The organism is Stenotrophomonas sp. Iso1 (assembly GCF_027497995.1).
In the GTDB taxonomy this organism is placed as follows: domain Bacteria; phylum Pseudomonadota; class Gammaproteobacteria; order Xanthomonadales; family Xanthomonadaceae; genus Stenotrophomonas.
The window spans coordinates 1,586,621-1,602,093 of record NZ_JAODBT010000001.1; the positions used below are offsets into that span (position 1 = coordinate 1,586,621).

At 62.7% G+C, this 15,473-nt stretch carries 20 protein-coding genes; 17 read left to right on the top strand and 3 right to left on the bottom strand.

Annotated elements, in window-relative coordinates; all coding sequences use genetic code 11:
- The first annotated feature begins 133 nt into the window (after positions 1-133).
- Genes eno through truD form a run of 5 tightly spaced genes read left to right on the top strand, consistent with a single transcriptional unit; the run spans position 134 to position 4,102 of the window.
- Positions 134-1,426: a phosphopyruvate hydratase gene (gene eno / locus PAN08_RS06885; RefSeq protein ID WP_269790717.1), complete on the top strand. Its 1,293-nt coding sequence runs from the start codon at positions 134-136 to the stop codon at positions 1,424-1,426.
- 5 nt (positions 1,427-1,431) lie between these two features.
- Entirely contained in the window at positions 1,432-1,791 is a 360-nt protein-coding gene (ftsB, locus tag PAN08_RS06890) for a cell division protein FtsB (RefSeq protein WP_269790718.1), read from the top strand.
- Positions 1,788-2,486, top strand: a complete 699-nt coding sequence (gene ispD / locus PAN08_RS06895) for a 2-C-methyl-D-erythritol 4-phosphate cytidylyltransferase (RefSeq protein WP_269790719.1) — start codon at positions 1,788-1,790, stop codon at positions 2,484-2,486. The genes ftsB and ispD overlap by 4 nt, the downstream gene beginning before the upstream one ends.
- A gap of 48 nt (positions 2,487-2,534) precedes the next feature.
- A complete protein-coding gene (gene ispF, locus PAN08_RS06900; protein WP_269790720.1) occupies positions 2,535-3,035 on the top strand; it encodes a 2-C-methyl-D-erythritol 2,4-cyclodiphosphate synthase in 501 nt (166 codons plus the stop codon).
- Positions 3,032-4,102 (top strand): tRNA pseudouridine(13) synthase TruD, encoded by a 1,071-nt coding sequence (gene truD, locus PAN08_RS06905; RefSeq protein WP_269790721.1) that lies wholly within the window; start codon positions 3,032-3,034, stop codon positions 4,100-4,102. The genes ispF and truD overlap by 4 nt, the downstream gene beginning before the upstream one ends.
- Positions 4,103-4,111: 9 nt before the next feature.
- On the opposite strand, the gene PAN08_RS06910 is transcribed toward truD, so the two are convergent.
- A complete protein-coding gene (locus PAN08_RS06910) occupies positions 4,112-4,651 on the bottom strand; it encodes a Smr/MutS family protein (RefSeq protein ID WP_269790722.1) in 540 nt (179 codons plus the stop codon).
- Positions 4,652-4,832: 181 nt separating this feature from the next.
- Here PAN08_RS06910 and surE point away from each other — a divergent pair, with 181 nt between their 5' ends.
- The 5 genes from surE to PAN08_RS06935 all read left to right on the top strand — a co-directional run bounded on the left by surE (position 4,833) and on the right by PAN08_RS06935 (position 8,052).
- Positions 4,833-5,612: a 5'/3'-nucleotidase SurE gene (gene surE, locus PAN08_RS06915; protein ID WP_269790723.1), complete on the top strand. Its 780-nt coding sequence runs from the start codon at positions 4,833-4,835 to the stop codon at positions 5,610-5,612.
- Positions 5,609-6,286 (top strand): protein-L-isoaspartate(D-aspartate) O-methyltransferase, encoded by a 678-nt coding sequence (locus tag PAN08_RS06920; protein ID WP_057632464.1) that lies wholly within the window; start codon positions 5,609-5,611, stop codon positions 6,284-6,286. The genes surE and PAN08_RS06920 overlap by 4 nt, the downstream gene beginning before the upstream one ends.
- 19 nt (positions 6,287-6,305) lie before the next feature.
- A complete protein-coding gene (locus PAN08_RS06925) occupies positions 6,306-6,920 on the top strand; it encodes a YqaA family protein (RefSeq protein ID WP_269790724.1) in 615 nt (204 codons plus the stop codon).
- On the top strand, positions 6,917-7,681 hold the full coding sequence (locus PAN08_RS06930; protein WP_269790725.1) for a peptidoglycan DD-metalloendopeptidase family protein: 765 nt from the start codon (positions 6,917-6,919) through the stop codon (positions 7,679-7,681). Before PAN08_RS06925 ends, PAN08_RS06930 begins: the two co-directional genes overlap by 4 nt.
- Before the next feature lie 137 nt (positions 7,682-7,818).
- Complete coding sequence (locus PAN08_RS06935) at positions 7,819-8,052, top strand: hypothetical protein (RefSeq protein WP_269790726.1); 234 nt, start codon at positions 7,819-7,821, stop codon at positions 8,050-8,052.
- Positions 8,053-8,138: 86 nt separating this feature from the next.
- On the opposite strand, the gene PAN08_RS06940 is transcribed toward PAN08_RS06935, so the two are convergent.
- A complete protein-coding gene (locus PAN08_RS06940) occupies positions 8,139-8,519 on the bottom strand; it encodes an Mth938-like domain-containing protein (protein WP_269790727.1) in 381 nt (126 codons plus the stop codon).
- A gap of 16 nt (positions 8,520-8,535) precedes the next feature.
- Positions 8,536-8,841: a ribosome assembly RNA-binding protein YhbY gene (yhbY, locus tag PAN08_RS06945; RefSeq protein WP_269790728.1), complete on the bottom strand. Its 306-nt coding sequence runs from the start codon at positions 8,839-8,841 to the stop codon at positions 8,536-8,538.
- Between the two features lie 64 nt (positions 8,842-8,905).
- Between yhbY and rlmE the strand changes: the two genes are divergently transcribed.
- The 7 genes from rlmE (at position 8,906) to hflX (ending at position 15,377) form a co-directional block, all read left to right on the top strand.
- Complete coding sequence (gene rlmE / locus PAN08_RS06950; RefSeq protein ID WP_269791196.1) at positions 8,906-9,538, top strand: 23S rRNA (uridine(2552)-2'-O)-methyltransferase RlmE; 633 nt, start codon at positions 8,906-8,908, stop codon at positions 9,536-9,538.
- Positions 9,539-9,591: 53 nt separating this feature from the next.
- Positions 9,592-11,520, top strand: coding sequence for an ATP-dependent zinc metalloprotease FtsH (gene ftsH / locus PAN08_RS06955; protein WP_269790729.1), 1,929 nt, complete (start codon positions 9,592-9,594; stop codon positions 11,518-11,520).
- 111 nt (positions 11,521-11,631) lie between these two features.
- Positions 11,632-11,817: a hypothetical protein gene (locus PAN08_RS06960; RefSeq protein ID WP_269790730.1), complete on the top strand. Its 186-nt coding sequence runs from the start codon at positions 11,632-11,634 to the stop codon at positions 11,815-11,817.
- Positions 11,817-12,713 (top strand): dihydropteroate synthase, encoded by an 897-nt coding sequence (gene folP / locus PAN08_RS06965; RefSeq protein ID WP_269790731.1) that lies wholly within the window; start codon positions 11,817-11,819, stop codon positions 12,711-12,713. Before PAN08_RS06960 ends, folP begins: the two co-directional genes overlap by 1 nt.
- Positions 12,713-13,666, top strand: coding sequence for a tRNA (adenosine(37)-N6)-dimethylallyltransferase MiaA (miaA, locus tag PAN08_RS06970; RefSeq protein ID WP_269790732.1), 954 nt, complete (start codon positions 12,713-12,715; stop codon positions 13,664-13,666). The genes folP and miaA overlap by 1 nt, the downstream gene beginning before the upstream one ends.
- A 92-nt stretch (positions 13,667-13,758) precedes the next feature.
- Entirely contained in the window at positions 13,759-14,052 is a 294-nt protein-coding gene (gene hfq, locus PAN08_RS06975) for an RNA chaperone Hfq (protein ID WP_269790733.1), read from the top strand.
- Between the two features lie 14 nt (positions 14,053-14,066).
- Complete coding sequence (hflX, locus tag PAN08_RS06980) at positions 14,067-15,377, top strand: ribosome rescue GTPase HflX (RefSeq protein ID WP_269790734.1); 1,311 nt, start codon at positions 14,067-14,069, stop codon at positions 15,375-15,377.
- Positions 15,378-15,473: the final 96 nt, after the last annotated feature.

Consider the following 15,473-nt stretch of genomic DNA (forward strand, 5'->3'; position numbering starts at 1 on the left):
GTGTTTATGGGTTCGGGCCGCTTTCAGGCGAAAGCAACGCGCCGCGCCGGCCTGCGCTTCGTTTAAACTTCCCGACGGTTTTTGTGTTTCCCGTCGATTGCAGACTCACCCAAACGAGCCTATTCCCCAGACCATGACCAACATCGCCAAGATCCACGCCCGTGAAATCCTCGACAGCCGTGGCAACCCCACGCTGGAAGCCGAAGTCACCCTGGCCGACGGCTCCTTCGGCCGCGCCGCAGTGCCCTCGGGGGCTTCCACCGGCACCAAGGAAGCGGTGGAACTGCGCGATGGCGACAAGACCCGTTACCTGGGCAAGGGCGTGCGCAATGCGGTGGGCAACATCAACGGTGCCATCGCCACCGCGCTGGCTGGCTTCGATGCCGATGACCAGCAGGGCCTGGACCGTCGCCTGATCGACCTGGACGGCACCGAGAACAAGGGCCGCCTGGGCGCCAACGCGCTGCTGGGTGTTTCGATGGCTGCCGCGCATGCCGCTGCTGCTTCCAAGAAGCAGGCGCTGTGGCAATACCTGGCCAGCAAGACCGGCGCCACGCCGTCGCTGCCGGTGCCGATGATGAACATCATCAACGGTGGTGCGCATGCCGATAACAACGTGGACTTCCAGGAGTTCATGGTGCTGCCGGTTGGCTTTAGCTCGTTCAGCGAATCGCTGCGCGCCGGTACCGAAATTTTCCATGCGCTCAAGTCTGTGCTGAAGGGCCATGGCCTGAGCACGGCGGTGGGCGATGAAGGCGGCTTCGCGCCGGATTTCCGCAGCAACGTCGAGGCGCTGGACACCATTCTGGAAGCCATCGGCAAGGCCGGCTACACGGCCGGCGAAGACATTCTGCTCGGCTTGGACGTCGCTTCCAGTGAGTTCTACGAGAACGGCAAGTACAACCTGGTCGGCGAGAACAAGCGCCTGACCTCTGAGCAATTCGTCGAGTTTTTGGCTGACTGGACCACCCAGTACCCGATCATCACCATCGAAGACGGCCTGGCCGAAAACGATTGGGCTGGCTGGAAGCTGCTGACCGACCGCATCGGCAAGAAGGTGCAGTTGGTGGGTGACGACCTGTTCGTCACCAATCCGAAGATCTTTGCCGAAGGCATTGAGTCCGGTACTGCCAACGCCATCCTGATCAAGGTCAACCAGATCGGCACCCTGACCGAGACCCTCGAAGCTATCGCCATGGCTGACAAGGCCGGCTATGCGGCCATCGTCTCGCACCGCTCGGGCGAAACCGAAGACACCACCATTGCCGATATCGCCGTGGCTACCACCGCCACCCAGATCAAGACCGGTTCGCTGTGCCGCAGCGATCGCGTGGCCAAGTACAACCAGCTGCTGCGCATCGAGGAAGCCCTCGGCAGCGGCGCGCGTTACGCCGGTCGTGATGCGTTCGTGTCACTGAAGCGCTGACGCTGATGCGCAACTGGCGCTGGCTGCTGCTGGTGCTCGCGGTACTGCTGGCTTGGCTGCAGTACCGCTTTTGGTTCGGTCCGGGCAATTCGGGTGAAGTGATGATGCTCGAAGCCCAGGTCGCCAACCAGAAGCGGGACAACGATGGCCTGCAGCAGCGTAATGATGCATTGGCCGCCGAGGTCAAAGACCTGAAGGAAGGCGAAGCTGCCATCGAAGAGCGCGCGCGTAGTGAGCTGGGCATGATCAAGCCCGGCGAGAAGTTCTATCGCGTGGTCGAAGACGCGCCGGTGTCTGCACCGCGTGCGCCGGCGGCTGGCCCCGTCGAACACAGTGACCCAGCGCAATTGGAGACGGTCCCGTGATCACTCAGGTATGGGCGGTGGTTCCCGCCGCTGGCCGTGGCACCCGCTTCGGTAGCCCGGTGCCCAAGCAGTATCTGCTGGCCGATGGCGAGCCGTTGCTGGCGCATGCCCTGCAGGCGCTGTTGTCGCATCCCGGCGTGGCCGGGGTGATGGTGGCCATTGCCGAAAACGATGCCGACTGGCCCGGCTGGACCTCGTTCGCCGACAAGCCGGTACTCACCTGCGTGGGCGGCGAAACCCGCGCCGCATCGGTGCTGGCGGGCTTGCAGGCATTGCCGGACAGCGTGCGCGCCGACGACTTCGTGCTAGTGCACGACGCCGCGCGTCCCAATCTGGCCGCGGTGGACCTGGGGCGATTGCTGGAAGTGGGGCGTGCCGATCCGGTCGGGGCCATTCTTGCTGCACCGGTGCGCGATACCCTAAAGCGTGCCGGCGATGACGGCGGCATTGATCGCACCGAACCGCGCGAGCGCCTGTGGCGCGCCCTGACACCGCAGTTGTTCCGTCGTCACCAGTTGACCCGCGCCTTGCTCGACGCCGGCAGTGCCGGTGTGGACGTGACCGACGAGGCGATGGCGATGGAGCGCCTGGGCGTTCGGCCGCTATTGGTAGAAGGTGCCGAGAGCAACTTCAAGGTCACCACGCCGGCCGATCTGGCCCGTTTTGAATTCGAGTTGTCGCGACGCGGCAGCTGACCCCTGTCGGCGCTTGCCGCCGACGCAGCCAAGACCAACTGTATTGCCATGAATTCTTCTGCTCATTTCCCACCCCTCCGCATCGGCCAGGGCTATGACGTGCATGCCTTCGGCGAAGGCGATCACATCATGCTCGGTGGCACGCGCGTGCCGCACCGTTGTGGCGTGCTTGCACATAGTGATGGAGATGTAGCGCTGCATGCACTGTGCGATGCCATGCTGGGCGCGCTTGCGCTGGGTGATATCGGCGTGCATTTCCCGCCATCGGATGATCGCTGGAAGGGCGCGGACAGCAGCTGTTTCGTCAGTCATTGCAATGAATTGCTGCGCGAGCGCGGTTGGCAGGTCGGCAATGCCGATATCACGGTGATTTGTGAGCGGCCGAAGGTTGGTCCGCATGCGCTGGCCATGCGCGAAAAAGTGGCGCAGCTCCTCGGTATCGGACTGGATCGAGTGAGCATCAAGGCCACGACCAGCGAGAAGCTGGGCTTCACCGGTCGTGAAGAAGGCATAGCCGCGCAAGCCGTCGTGTTGCTGGTGGCCGCATGAAGGCGCTGCCGTTGGCGTTCGGTGCGCCGCTGCTGACCGCCGCGATTCGTAGCGTGCCTGAAGATTTCCAGGTTGATGAACTGCCGGCTTTTGAGGCGACAGGCGAGGGCGAACATCTGCTGCTGGATATCCGCAAGCGCGGCGCCAACACGGTGGCCATCGCCAAGCGCCTGGCCCAATGGGCCGGCGTGCCGGAAATGGGCGTGAGCTACGCCGGGCAGAAAGATCGCCACGCCGTAACCACGCAGCGCTTCAGTGTGCACCTGCCCAAGCGAGTGGCACCGGATCTGGCGGCGCTGGAGTCGGAAGAAATGCAGGTGCTGGCATCGACCTGGCACAACCGCAAGCTGCAACGCGGTGCCCTGGCCGGCAATCGGTTCAAGCTGGTGCTGCGCGATGTTCAGGGCGATCAAGAGGCCATTGCCGAGCGTTTGCAGATCATCGCCGCACGCGGCCTGCCCAACTGGTTTGGCGAACAGCGTTTTGGTCGCGATGGCGGGAACGTACCCGCCGCGTTGCAGATGTTTGCCGGTCGCCGTGTGCGTAAGGATCAGCGTTCGATGCTGCTATCGGCTGCCCGTTCGGCGTTGTTCAACCGGGTGCTGGCTGCGCGCGTGGAGCAGGGGAATTGGGACACGCCGTTGGATGGGGAAGTGTGGATGTTGGACGGCAGTCGTTCGGTGTTTGGCCCTGAGCCGATGAGCGACGTACTGGCCGAGCGTCTGGCGCGCTTCGATATTCACCCCAGCGCGCCACTGTGGGGCGTGGGTGAGCTGCGCTCGACCGGCGCCGCGCGCGCCTTGGAAGATCAGGCCCTGTCCGACGAGCAGGCCATCGCTCTGCGCGCTGGACTGGAACAGGCTGAACTCAAGCAGGAGCGGCGCTCGCTGCGCCTGCGCCCCGCACTGATGCAACACGCCTGGCTGGATGCACAAACGCTGGAGATCTCATTTGCGCTGCCGTCAGGTTGCTACGCAACGGCGGTGCTGCATGAACTGGGCGAAGTGGTTGACGCCAGTCGTGGCGAAATCGATGCCAGTCGCGGCGAAGCATCCGCCGCCGAGTAAGTCGCCGTCTCAGCGATTGGCCAGCAGCACCAGCACTGCGCCGGTGCCGCCTTGCGTCAAGGGCGCGGAATGAAACGCCAGCACATCGTTGCGCTGGCGCAACATCCGATCCACCAGATTCTTCAAGACCGGCGCACCGCCATCGGACTGCAGGCCCTTGCCGTGGATGATGCGTACACAGCCGTGTTCGTGTGCGTGGGCTTCCAGCAGGAACTCGCGCAGCATCATTTCGGCCTGCGCGGCGGTGGCACCGTGCAAGTCCAATTCATCCTGCACTGAATACTGGCCGCGCTTCAGCCGCTGGAACATCCGTGCAGGCAGGTTCTCGCGCCGATAGCTGGCCACGTCGCCAGCATCCAGTGGCGTGCTGGAACGCAACAGCCGGGCAAACTCGCCCAGCGCCTGGGTTTCATCCTGCTCAGCCATGCGTGCGCGCGGCTTGGGGCGGGGTTTGCCCATGGCCGCGGTCTCCACTGGGCGCATCGGCGTCACTTCGCCAATGGCTGAGCGGAACAGGGCGGCATCATCTTCATCATCGGGGTACGGCATGCGCACAGCGTAACGTGCGCTCGGTCGCAGGCAAGTCCTGGTTGAGGGGGAAGTGCCGCGACGCATTCCGGTATCATGGCCCTTCATGTCGGTTCGACCGGTGGTCACCCAGCCGGAAGTGCCGATGACTGCGGCGGCGGGACAGGGGCGCCGCGTGTTGATCCAGTGATTCAGGCCTTTAATGCGCGTACTTGTATCAAACGACGATGGTGTGGACGCTCCGGGCATCAAAGTGCTCGCCGAGGAGCTCCGCAATGCCGGACATGAAGTCACCGTGGTGGCGCCCGACCGTGACCGCTCCGGCGCGTCCAACTCTTTGACCCTCGATCTACCGGTGCGTCTGCGCCGCATCGACCACTACACCTTTGCGGTGTCGGGTACGCCAACCGACTGCGTGCACCTGGCGCTGACCGGCATGCTGGATTACGAGCCGGATATCGTGGTGTCAGGCATCAACAATGCGGCCAACCTCGGCGATGACGTGATCTATTCGGGCACGGTTTCGGCAGCGATGGAAGGCCGTTTCCTTGGCCTGCCATCGGTGGCGGTGTCGTTGGTCACGCACAAGCATGAAGCCAAGCATTTCCGCACGGCTGCCAAGGCTGCGGTGGAAATCGTGGCGCGGCTCATCGCCGATCCGCTGCCGGCCGACACGATTCTCAACGTCAACGTGCCGGATATGGCATGGGAAGACGTTCGCGGCTTTGAGGTTACCCGCCTGGGTAATCGGCATCGCGCCGAGGCCTGCATTCCGGCGACCGACCCGCGTGGCAATACCGTTTACTGGATCGGCCCGGCCGGCAGTGAGCAGGACGCCGGCCCGGGCACCGATTTCCACGCGGTGCGCACCGGTCATATTTCGATCACTCCGATCCAGGTGGATCTGACCCGCTACGAGGCGCTTGAGAAAGTCGCTGGCTGGGTGGGCGGGCTTACCGGCGCATTGGGGAAGGCGGAATGACGCCGCGCCTGCGCCTACAGCCCGAAGCGGTGGGCATCGGTATGACTTCACAACGCGTGCGCGATCGCTTGGTCGACCGCCTGCGCGAGGCCGGCATCGTCAACGAAGCCACCCTCAATGCAGTACGTGTCGTACCTCGCCACCTGTTCATCGACGAGGCTTTGGCTTCCCGGGCCTATGAAGACACGGCTCTGCCGATAGGCCACGGCCAGACCATCTCCCAGCCGTGGGTGGTGGCGCGCATGACTGAGGCGGTCCTGTCGGTTGAACCCAAAACGGTGCTGGAAGTGGGCACCGGCTCCGGTTACCAGGCCGCGATCCTGGCCGCGCTTGGGCTGGAGGTGTTCACTGTCGAGCGCATCGGCGATTTGTTGCGGCAGGCGCGCAAGCGCTTCCGCCATCTGGGGATGAACATCCGCAGCAAACATGACGACGGCCGTATCGGCTGGCCCGAGCATGGTCCGTATGATGCGATCGTGGTGACCGCCGCCGCACCTGCGCTGGTGGATGCATTGATCGAGCAACTCGCCATTGGCGGGCGTTTGGTGGCGCCAGTAGGTGGGCCGGGTGGACAGGTGCTGTTGCAACTGACACGGCAGGCCGATGGCACCATTACCAAGGAAGAACTGGCGCCGGTGAGCTTCGTGCCCCTGCTGTCGGGCATGTTGGACTAAGACAGGATCACCAATCGCAATGAAGATTTTCGGGCCGTTGTACGACCGTGCCATGCGCTGGGCCAGCCACGAGCGTGCGCCCACCTATCTGACGATCCTGAGCTTCATCGAAGCGATCATCTTCCCGGTCATGCCGGAAGTGATGTTGATGCCGATGTGTGTGGCCCAGCCGCGCAAGGGCTGGCGTTTTGCGACGTTGAGCCTGGCGGGCTCGATGGTGGGTGCGCTGGTCGGCTATGCGCTCGGTCATTACGCATTCGAGGCGCTGAAGCCTGTGTTCGCTGCGATGGGCATGCTGCCGGCCATTGAGGCTGGCATTGCCACCTTGCAACAGAAAATGGCCGAATCGCCGTGGGCGGTGGTCACGTTCCTGATATTGGGCGGCTTCATGCCCATCCCGATGAAGGTTTTCACCTGGGCCTCGGGTATCGTCGGCGTACCGTTGCCGCAGTACTTGATCAGCATGTTGGTCGGGCGCGGCAAGCGGGTGTATGTATTGGCAGCGGTGATCCGCTTTGGTGGCGCGCGCGCGGCCGAGGCGCTGCGCCGCTGGATTGAACCGTTGGGCTGGATTGCCACGGTAATCGTGGCCGGCTTGGTCGGTTGGTTGGTCTGGAGGGCGAAATTCGCATGAATGCAAAGCTGTTGGGCAAAGGAATCCGCAATGCGGTGGCACTGCTGGCGATAGCCGCACTGGCCGGTTGCGGCACGGCCACAGTGGTGAAGCCGTCTGGCGGTGGTGCTACGTCGACCACGCCGCGCGCGTCCGTGGCCAAGCCGGGTCAGAGCGTGGTGGTGCGTCGCGGAGACACGCTTTACGGGCTTGCCCGGATCCACAACATCACCCCGCGTGACCTCGGTAACTGGAACGGGCTGGCTGAGCCGTACACGATCTATCCGGGACAGACGCTGCGGCTCTATCCCGGTGGCAGTACCGCAGCAACGCGCCCGGCAACCGGCGGCAGCACCGCGACGCGCCCAACTACCACTACTCCAGCGGCCACTCCGGCACCGGTGAGCAGCGGCATCGGCTGGCGTTGGCCGGCTGAAGGTGCGCTGGTCGGTCGCTTCGTTGCGGGTGAGGCGACCAAGCAGGGCGTCGATATCGCCGGCAGCAGTGGGCAGGCCGTGCGTGCGGCAGGTCCCGGTGTGGTGGTGTATTCGGGCGCCGGTCTGGTGGGTTACGGCGAGTTGATCATCATCAAGCACAACGATCAGTGGCTGTCGGCGTATGGCCACAACCGTAAACGTCTGGTCAATGAAGGTCAGAGCGTCAAGGCGGGTGATCAGATCGCTGAAATGGGCCGCACGGGGACCTCGCGCGACATGCTGCACTTCGAGATCCGCTACAACGGCAAGCCGGTCGATCCGTTGATCTATCTACCGAAGAAGTAAGTTGCCGCGCCCACCCCCTAATGGGCGCGGGCCGGCCTCCGAATGGAACGTCGCTCATTCTTGTGGGGCTTGGGATGATGGCGTGCGCGGTGCGGATCACCGCGGCTGATTTCATCTTGATATGACAGGGGGTCTTCATGCAGAAACCGGACTACTGGTTTCCCGCCAAAACGCAGGGATGGGGGTGGGGATTGCCGATCACCTGGCAGGGCTGGCTCATCTATGCGATTGCCTTCGTGCTGTTGGTTGCTGGCTTTTTCATCTTCCCGCCGGCCACCAGTTATGTGCGCTTCCTGATCTACAACTGGAGCGTTGTTCTGTTGGTGCTGGTGGTGTGCTGGATCAAGGGCGAGCCGTTGCGTCTGCGCTAGGAAACGGTTCAGGCGATTTGATGCCGCTAAATAAAAAGCCCGGCTTCAGGCCGGGCTTTTGCTGTTGGATAGTACGGGCAGCGGGTTCAGTCCGCGCGTTCGACAATGAAAGCCGCCACGACGCGGCGATTCTCGCCAGCCAGTACATTGAAGGTGCGGGCGGCGGAGGCATTGTTCATGACTTCGATGCCAATGCCTTGGGTCAGGCATGCAGCCATTACGGCTGCCGATGGAAATACCTGCTTCTCACCGGTGCCGAGAATCACCACCGCGGGGTTTTGTTCCAGCGCCGGGGCCAAGTGCTCGATGGTTAGATCAGCCACCGCCTGTACCGGCCAATCTTCCAGTAGCGTGTTTGGCGCCAGCACGAAGCTTCGGGTCAGGATGCGGTCATTGACCTTGGCCTGATGGCCGTCGGCCGAGCGCAGGGAATAGCTGTAATCAGGAAGTTCGCGGCTCAACAGCATGGCGGTTTCTCGGCTCTCAGCCGCGGGGTAGCACGATCTGACGGTGTTCCTTGGCCGGGCGATAGAGCACGGCGACGTGGCCGATGCGCTGCACGAGCGCGCTACCACTGGCTTTGGCCAACTCGTCGATAAGGGCATCACGGGTTTCGCGGTCTTCAGCGCCGACCTTCACCTTGATTAGTTCGTGGCGCTCCAGCACTTCGTCCAATTCAGCCAGGAAGGCAGGCGTGACCCCCTTGCCACCGATCTGCAGCAGTGCTTTCAGATCGTGCGCGATGCCGCGCAGGAATCGGTTCTGGGCCGAGGTCAGGACAATAGACATGCAGGAATACGGGTTATCAAGGGGGTTCAGGGTATCATGACCACCCCTGTGAGCCCTATTGCCAATGCCCTCCCGTAGTAAGAGCAGCCAGCGCTGGTTGAAAGAACACTTCTCCGATCCTTTTGTGAAAAAGGCCCAGAAGGAGGGCATGCGCTCGCGTGCAGCCTATAAGTTGGAAGAGCTGTTGGAGCGTGACCGGCTGCTGAAGCCGCACATGGTGGTGGTCGACCTGGGCGCTGCGCCCGGTGGCTGGTCGCAACAGGTGCGTAGGCAGATGGGCGACACTGGCCGGGTGCTGGCGTTGGATATTCTGGAAATGCCGCCTTTAGCAGGCGTGGAGTTCCTTCACGGCGACTTCAGGGAGCAGGACGTTCTATCTCAGTTTGAAGCCATGGTCGGCGATCAGCCGGTGGACCTTGTGCTGTCGGATATGGCCCCCAATAAAAGCGGTATGGATGCCGTCGACCAGCCGCGGATGATGCACTTGGCGGAGTTGGCGTTGGATTTTGCCGACAACCACCTCAAGCCCGGTGGCGCGTTCCTGATTAAGTTGTTCCAGGGCGTTGGCTTTGATGATTACGTACGCGAGATGCGTCGTCGTTATGAAAAAGTCGCCATTCGCAAGCCGGACGCTTCACGCAAGCGTTCATCTGAGGTTTATGCCTTGGGTCAAGGCAAGCGTGCGCAGATCAAGTAATCTCAATCACATAAATTGCGTCAGAAATTAGAGGAACGCCGGAGCCGATGAGGATGAACGACTTGACCAAGAACCTCCTGCTATGGGTGGTTGTCGCCGTCGTGCTGATGGTGGTGTTCCAGAGCTTTGCGCCCCGTGGCGCAGCTGTGACTGCCGGTGATGCACGCAACTACACCCAGTTCCTGCAGGAAGTGGACTCGGGCCGGATTAAATCGGTCGAGTACACCGACAAAACCACGTTGACCACCAACCACCTGCGCTTCAAGCGTTCGGATGGCTCGGAAGGCGCGCTGTTCGCTCCGGCCGATTCCAAGTTGCTGGATCAGCTGTATTCCAAGAACGTTGAAGTAGCGCGTCAGGAGCCTGCTACCGGCCCGGGTTTCTGGGGCCTGGTGCTGCAGTTCTTGCCAGTATTGCTGCTGATCGGCTTCTGGATTTTCATGATGCGCCAGATGCAGGGCGGTGGCGGTGGTGCCAAGGGCGCGATGTCCTTCGGCAAATCACGCGCCAAGCTGCAGGGCGAGGATCAGATCAAGGTCACCTTCGCTGACGTCGCAGGTTGCGATGAAGCCAAGGAGGAAGTGGGCGAACTGGTCGAGTTCCTGCGTGATCCGACCAAGTTCACCAAGCTCGGCGGCAAGATTCCGCGCGGCGTCCTGATGGTGGGTCCGCCGGGTACCGGCAAGACGCTGCTGGCCCGGGCCATTGCTGGCGAGGCCAAGGTGCCTTTCTTTGCGATCTCCGGCTCGGACTTCGTTGAAATGTTTGTCGGCGTCGGCGCCAGCCGTGTGCGCGACATGTTCGAGCAGGCCAAGAAGCACGCGCCGTGCATCATCTTCATCGACGAAATCGATGCCGTGGGTCGTCATCGCGGCTCGGGCATGGGTGGTGGTCATGATGAGCGCGAGCAGACTCTGAACCAGATGCTGGTCGAAATGGACGGCTTTGAGGGCGGCGAAGGGGTGATCGTTATCGCCGCCACCAACCGCCCTGACGTCTTGGACAAGGCGCTGCTGCGTCCGGGCCGTTTCGACCGTCAGGTCATGGTTGGTTTGCCCGACATCAAGGGCCGCGAGCAGATTCTGCGCGTGCACTTGCGCAAGGTGCCGGCTGCGGATGACGTCAAGCCGGAAGTGCTGGCACGTGGTACCCCGGGTTTCTCCGGTGCCGATCTGGCCAACCTGATCAATGAAGGCGCCCTGTTTGCGGCTCGTCGCAACAAGCAGGAAGTCGACATGAAGGACTTCGAAGACGCAAAGGACAAGATTTACATGGGTCCCGAGCGTCGCAGCATGGTCATGCGTGAGGACGAGCGCCGCAACACCGCGTATCACGAGTCCGGCCATGCGGTGGTGGCGATGTCGCTGCCCAAGGCCGACCCGGTGCACAAGGTGACGATCATGCCGCGTGGCTGGGCATTGGGCGTGACCTGGCAGTTGCCGGAGCACGACCACATCAGCAAGTACAAGGACCGCATGCTGGAAGAGCTGGCGATCCTGTTCGGTGGCCGCATCGCCGAGGAAATCTTCGTCGGTCAGATGTCGACCGGTGCTTCCAACGACTTCGAACGCGCCACCAAGTTGGCCCGTGGCATGGTGACCAAGTACGGCATGTCCGACGTGATGGGCACCATGGTCTATGCCGATGAAGAAGCCAGCTACGGCATGCACAGCAAGACCATTTCCGAGGCCACTCAGCAGAAGGTGGACGCGGAAATCCGTCGCCTTCTGGACGAGCAGTACGACGTTGCCAAGAAGATCCTGGAAGAAAAGCGTGAAATCGTCGAAGCGATGACCGCCGCGTTGCTGGAGTGGGAGACCATTGATGCCGACCAGGTCAAGGCGATCATGGAAGGCCGCGTGCCTTCGCCGCCGGCAGGCTGGGTAGCCAAGGTCGTCAACAATGACCGTACCGATGACGGCAAGGGTGGCGATGACCAGCGCCCGGTGACGCCGATCACCGATCCGGCCGGTCAGCACTGATCTTCGTGCGATAGCTGCAGAAAACGGGCCGGTTTACCGGCCCGTTTTTGTATGCGCCCACCGCAGCGGTGGGCGAGAATAGACCCTGTCTTCTGCCTCTCCGGTCCCGCCATGAACGACCCAAAGCCGCCACAGCCACCGCCGCTCTACATGCCGGAAATGATCATCGCCACTGTTGCCGGTGTCGCTTTTGGCCTGAAGTACAACAATTTCCTGGCCGGCATTTTTATTGGTGTGGTGCTGGGCGTGGTGATGAGCCTGATCGGCCACAAGATCCGTTCAAGGAATAAACGCTGATGTTCGACACAGCACCGACACTGGATTGCGCTGGCCGCCTGTTGCGGCTGGACCGGCCGCAGGTGATGGGCATCGTCAACGTCACCCCGGATTCCTTCTCCGATGGTGGACAGCATTTCAGCGTCGATGCGGCCATCGCACATGCATTATCGCTGGTTGAGCAGGGTGCCGATCTGCTGGACGTGGGCGGTGAGTCCACCCGGCCCGGCGCTACGCCGGTATCGGTACAGGAAGAGATCGATCGTGTGATGCCGGTGATCGAAGCACTTGTCGCCCGTATTGGTGTGCCCGTGAGCGTGGATACGTTCAAGCCCGAGGTGATGCGCGCTGCATTGGCGGTCGGCGCTGGCATGGTCAATGACGTGCAGGCGCTGCGGCAACCGGGGGCGTTGGAGGTTGTCGCCGGCTCCGATGCGGCGGTAGTGCTCATGCATGCAGTGGGCGGCCCTTACGATGCAGGTGCTGCGCAGGCGTATGGTGACATTGCGGCAGAGGTGCAGCGCTTCCTGACCGAGCGCGTGTTTGCGGCTGAGATGGCGGGCATCGGCCGCAAGCGACTGGCAATTGATCCCGGTTACGGCTTCAACAAGGATGTCGCACAGAACTTCGCACTCCTCGCCGGACAGGAACGGCTTCTGACGCTGGGCGTGCCGGTGCTGGCGGGTCTGTCGCGCAAGCGCTGTATCGGCGATATCACGGGCCGTGCCGTTGCGGCGGACCGTGTTGCGGGTTCGGTGGCCGCACATCTGTTGGCGGTACAGCGCGGCGCGATGATCGTGCGCGTGCACGATGTCGCAGCGACAGTCGACGCGCTGAAGGTGCTGGCTGCCATGGATGCCGTGCCCGCGCCGCGCAATGACAAACCGACGATGCCGCGCTGGCCGGACGAGGATTGATGGCTGGGGATCAACGCCCGCTGGCCATTGCCCTGATGGGGCCGACCGCTTCGGGCAAGACGGCGGCGGCGATTGCGCTGGCCAAGGCTTATGACGGGGAGATCATCAGCGTTGATTCGGCGCTGGTGTATCGCGGTTTGAATATTGGCGCGGCCAAGCCGGATGCCGAAGAACAGGCTGGCATCCGGCATCACTTGCTGGACCTGCGTGACCCGTGGCAGACCTACTCGGCCGCCGAGTTCGCTGCCGCTGCCGCTGCTGCGGTGCGCGACATCGTGACGCGCGGCAAGTTGCCGATTCTAGCCGGCGGCACGGGCCTGTACTTTCGCGCGTTGTTACAGGGCCTGTCGCCGATGCCGGAGGCTGATCCAGCCTTGCGCGTGCAGATCACTGTCGAAGCCGAAACGCTGGGCTGGCCGGCAATGCATGCGCAGTTGGCGCAGGTGGACACTGCTGCCGCCAAGCGCATCCATGCCACTGACCCGCAGCGTATCCAGCGAGCGCTAGAGGTGTACCGGCTGACGGGCAAGCCGATCAGCTATTGGCAGGCGCAACCTGGCATCGCTCGTCTGCCGGCCCGAGTGCTCAAGCTGGTACTGGCGCCAACGGACCGCGCGGTGTTGCATCAGCGCATCGCCAAACGCTTCGACCAGATGCTGGCCAATGGCTTTCTCGACGAAGTACGGCAACTGCGTGCCTTGCCACAGATGACGAAAGTGGAGAATCCGCTGGACCTTCCTGCAGTGCGGGCGGTGGGCTATCGGCAGGCGTGGCAGTTCCTGGACGGGGAGGGCACCGCCGCTGAATTGCGTGACAAAGGAATATTCGCGACCCGCCAGCTGGCCAAGCGCCAGCTGACCTGGTTGCGTGGCGAGCTGGATGCCCGCTGGCTGGATCCCACCAGCGACATGCAACGCCTGCAGAACGCCGTTTCGCTGTTTCTGGGAAGGTGAGAGGCTGCCCAGCGGTGTAACATCGCTATTCCGGATCGGCGCATGGGGAGTCGCTGAATCCGGCCCATAAGAACAATAACGAGGAGTAGACGATGTCCAAGGGGCAGTCTTTGCAGGATCCGTTTCTGAACGCGTTGCGTCGCGAGCGCGTGCCAGTGTCGGTGTACCTGGTCAATGGCATCAAATTGCAGGGCACGATCGAGTCGTTCGATCAGTTTGTGGTGCTCCTGCGCAATACCGTCAGTCAGATGGTCTACAAGCACGCCATTTCCACCGTGGTGCCGGCGCGCAACGTCAAGGTTGGCCCGGGCGGTGGTTACGTGCAGTCGTCCGATTCTGATAGCAGCCAGGCAGTCGATGAAGACAACGATAGCGACAACGAATAAGCAGGTAACGGCGCATGTTTGACCGCTCAAAGAAGGGCGAGCATGCGCTGTTGATCCAGCCGCACGTTGGGCGGGTGGAAGAGGATGTGCTGGAAGAGTTCACCGATCTGGCCCGCTCCGCCGGCGCCAGCATCGCCGCGACGCTCACCGCGCGCATGGATCGCCCCAATCCGTCCACATTGATCGGCAGCGGCAAGCTGGATGAAGTCAAAGCTGCCGCTGACGCCACCGGCGCCGATCTAGTGCTGGTCAACCACCAACTCTCGCCCGTGCAGGAGCGCAACCTGGAGCGCTTCCTGGAGCGGCGCGTGATTGACCGTACCGGTCTGATCCTGGATATCTTCGCCCAGCGTGCACATAGCCACGAAGGCAAGTTGCAGGTCGAGTTGGCGCAGCTGCGGCACATGGCGACGCGTCTGGTGCGAGGTTGGACTCACCTTGAACGTCAGCGCGGTGGTGCCATCGGCCTGCGTGGTCCGGGTGAAACCCAGCTTGAAACCGACCGCCGCCTGCTGCAGAAGCGGGTAGAACAGCTGCAGAAGCGGCTGGAAAAAGTGGAAGTGCAGCGCACCCAGATGCGCCGCGCGCGCGTACGCAGTGAAATGCCGCGCGTTGCCCTGGTGGGCTATACCAACGCCGGCAAATCCACGTTGTTCAATGCCTTGACGGGTGCTGATGCCTACGCCGCCGACCAGCTGTTTGCCACGCTGGATCCGACAGTACGGCGCATCATGCTGCCGGGCGGCAATGCAATGCTGGCCGACACGGTCGGCTTCGTGCGCAATCTGCCACATGATCTGGTGGCGGCATTCCGTTCGACGCTCTCCGAGGCCCGTGAAGCCGACTTCCTGCTGCATCTGGTCGATGCAGCCGATCCACTACGTGAAGAGCGCATCGCGCAGGTCGATGAAGTGTTGGAGGCTGTGGGTGCGGGTGGTTTGCCGCAACTGCTGGTATTCAACAAGATTGATCGCATCGAAGGGGCCGAGGTGCGGCATGACGCGCAGGATGGCGTTCCGGACGAGGCGCGGCGCGAGCGGGTCTGGGTTTCCGCACGCGATGGGCGTGGCCTGGAGTTGCTGCAGTCGGTACTGGGCAAGCGGCTGGGGCTGCAGCACGTCACTGGCACAGTGCGCCTGCCGCCGAGCGCGGGTCGCCTGCGTTCGCGTCTACACCAGCTTGAGGTCGTCCGCAGCGAGCAGGCTGACGAAGAAGGCTGGTTGATCGAAGTGGATCTTCCCATCGCCGAGGCCGAAAAGCTGGCCGCCAGCGCAGAGGGTGCGGTCATTCGTGCGCTGTTGCCGGAGCCGGAGCCGGAATGGTGAGCCGCGGCTTTCATTGAAGAAACACCACAAAGGGTCGCTGAGCGGCCCTTTGCTTTTATAGGGCTTAAGACGGTGAGCCGAGCAGGCGCCGGCAAA

What these genes read in the sequence shown, in the direction of transcription:
- eno (WP_269790717.1), top strand. Translation starts at nt 134, where the DNA reads ATGACCAACATCGCCAAGATCCACGCCCGTGAAATCCTCGACAGCCGT.
- ftsB (WP_269790718.1), top strand. Translation starts at nt 1,432, where the DNA reads ATGCGCAACTGGCGCTGGCTGCTGCTGGTGCTCGCGGTACTGCTGGCT.
- ispF (WP_269790720.1), top strand. Translation starts at nt 2,535, where the DNA reads ATGAATTCTTCTGCTCATTTCCCACCCCTCCGCATCGGCCAGGGCTAT.
- truD (WP_269790721.1), top strand. Translation starts at nt 3,032, where the DNA reads ATGAAGGCGCTGCCGTTGGCGTTCGGTGCGCCGCTGCTGACCGCCGCG.
- PAN08_RS06910 (WP_269790722.1), bottom strand. Translation starts at nt 4,651, where the DNA reads ATGCCGTACCCCGATGATGAAGATGATGCCGCCCTGTTCCGCTCAGCC.
- surE (WP_269790723.1), top strand. Translation starts at nt 4,833, where the DNA reads ATGCGCGTACTTGTATCAAACGACGATGGTGTGGACGCTCCGGGCATC.
- PAN08_RS06920 (WP_057632464.1), top strand. Translation starts at nt 5,609, where the DNA reads ATGACGCCGCGCCTGCGCCTACAGCCCGAAGCGGTGGGCATCGGTATG.
- PAN08_RS06925 (WP_269790724.1), top strand. Translation starts at nt 6,306, where the DNA reads ATGAAGATTTTCGGGCCGTTGTACGACCGTGCCATGCGCTGGGCCAGC.
- PAN08_RS06930 (WP_269790725.1), top strand. Translation starts at nt 6,917, where the DNA reads ATGAATGCAAAGCTGTTGGGCAAAGGAATCCGCAATGCGGTGGCACTG.
- PAN08_RS06935 (WP_269790726.1), top strand. Translation starts at nt 7,819, where the DNA reads ATGCAGAAACCGGACTACTGGTTTCCCGCCAAAACGCAGGGATGGGGG.
- PAN08_RS06940 (WP_269790727.1), bottom strand. Translation starts at nt 8,519, where the DNA reads ATGCTGTTGAGCCGCGAACTTCCTGATTACAGCTATTCCCTGCGCTCG.
- yhbY (WP_269790728.1), bottom strand. Translation starts at nt 8,841, where the DNA reads ATGTCTATTGTCCTGACCTCGGCCCAGAACCGATTCCTGCGCGGCATC.
- rlmE (WP_269791196.1), top strand. Translation starts at nt 8,906, where the DNA reads ATGCCCTCCCGTAGTAAGAGCAGCCAGCGCTGGTTGAAAGAACACTTC.
- ftsH (WP_269790729.1), top strand. Translation starts at nt 9,592, where the DNA reads ATGAACGACTTGACCAAGAACCTCCTGCTATGGGTGGTTGTCGCCGTC.
- PAN08_RS06960 (WP_269790730.1), top strand. Translation starts at nt 11,632, where the DNA reads ATGAACGACCCAAAGCCGCCACAGCCACCGCCGCTCTACATGCCGGAA.
- folP (WP_269790731.1), top strand. Translation starts at nt 11,817, where the DNA reads ATGTTCGACACAGCACCGACACTGGATTGCGCTGGCCGCCTGTTGCGG.
- miaA (WP_269790732.1), top strand. Translation starts at nt 12,713, where the DNA reads ATGGCTGGGGATCAACGCCCGCTGGCCATTGCCCTGATGGGGCCGACC.
- hfq (WP_269790733.1), top strand. Translation starts at nt 13,759, where the DNA reads ATGTCCAAGGGGCAGTCTTTGCAGGATCCGTTTCTGAACGCGTTGCGT.
- hflX (WP_269790734.1), top strand. Translation starts at nt 14,067, where the DNA reads ATGTTTGACCGCTCAAAGAAGGGCGAGCATGCGCTGTTGATCCAGCCG.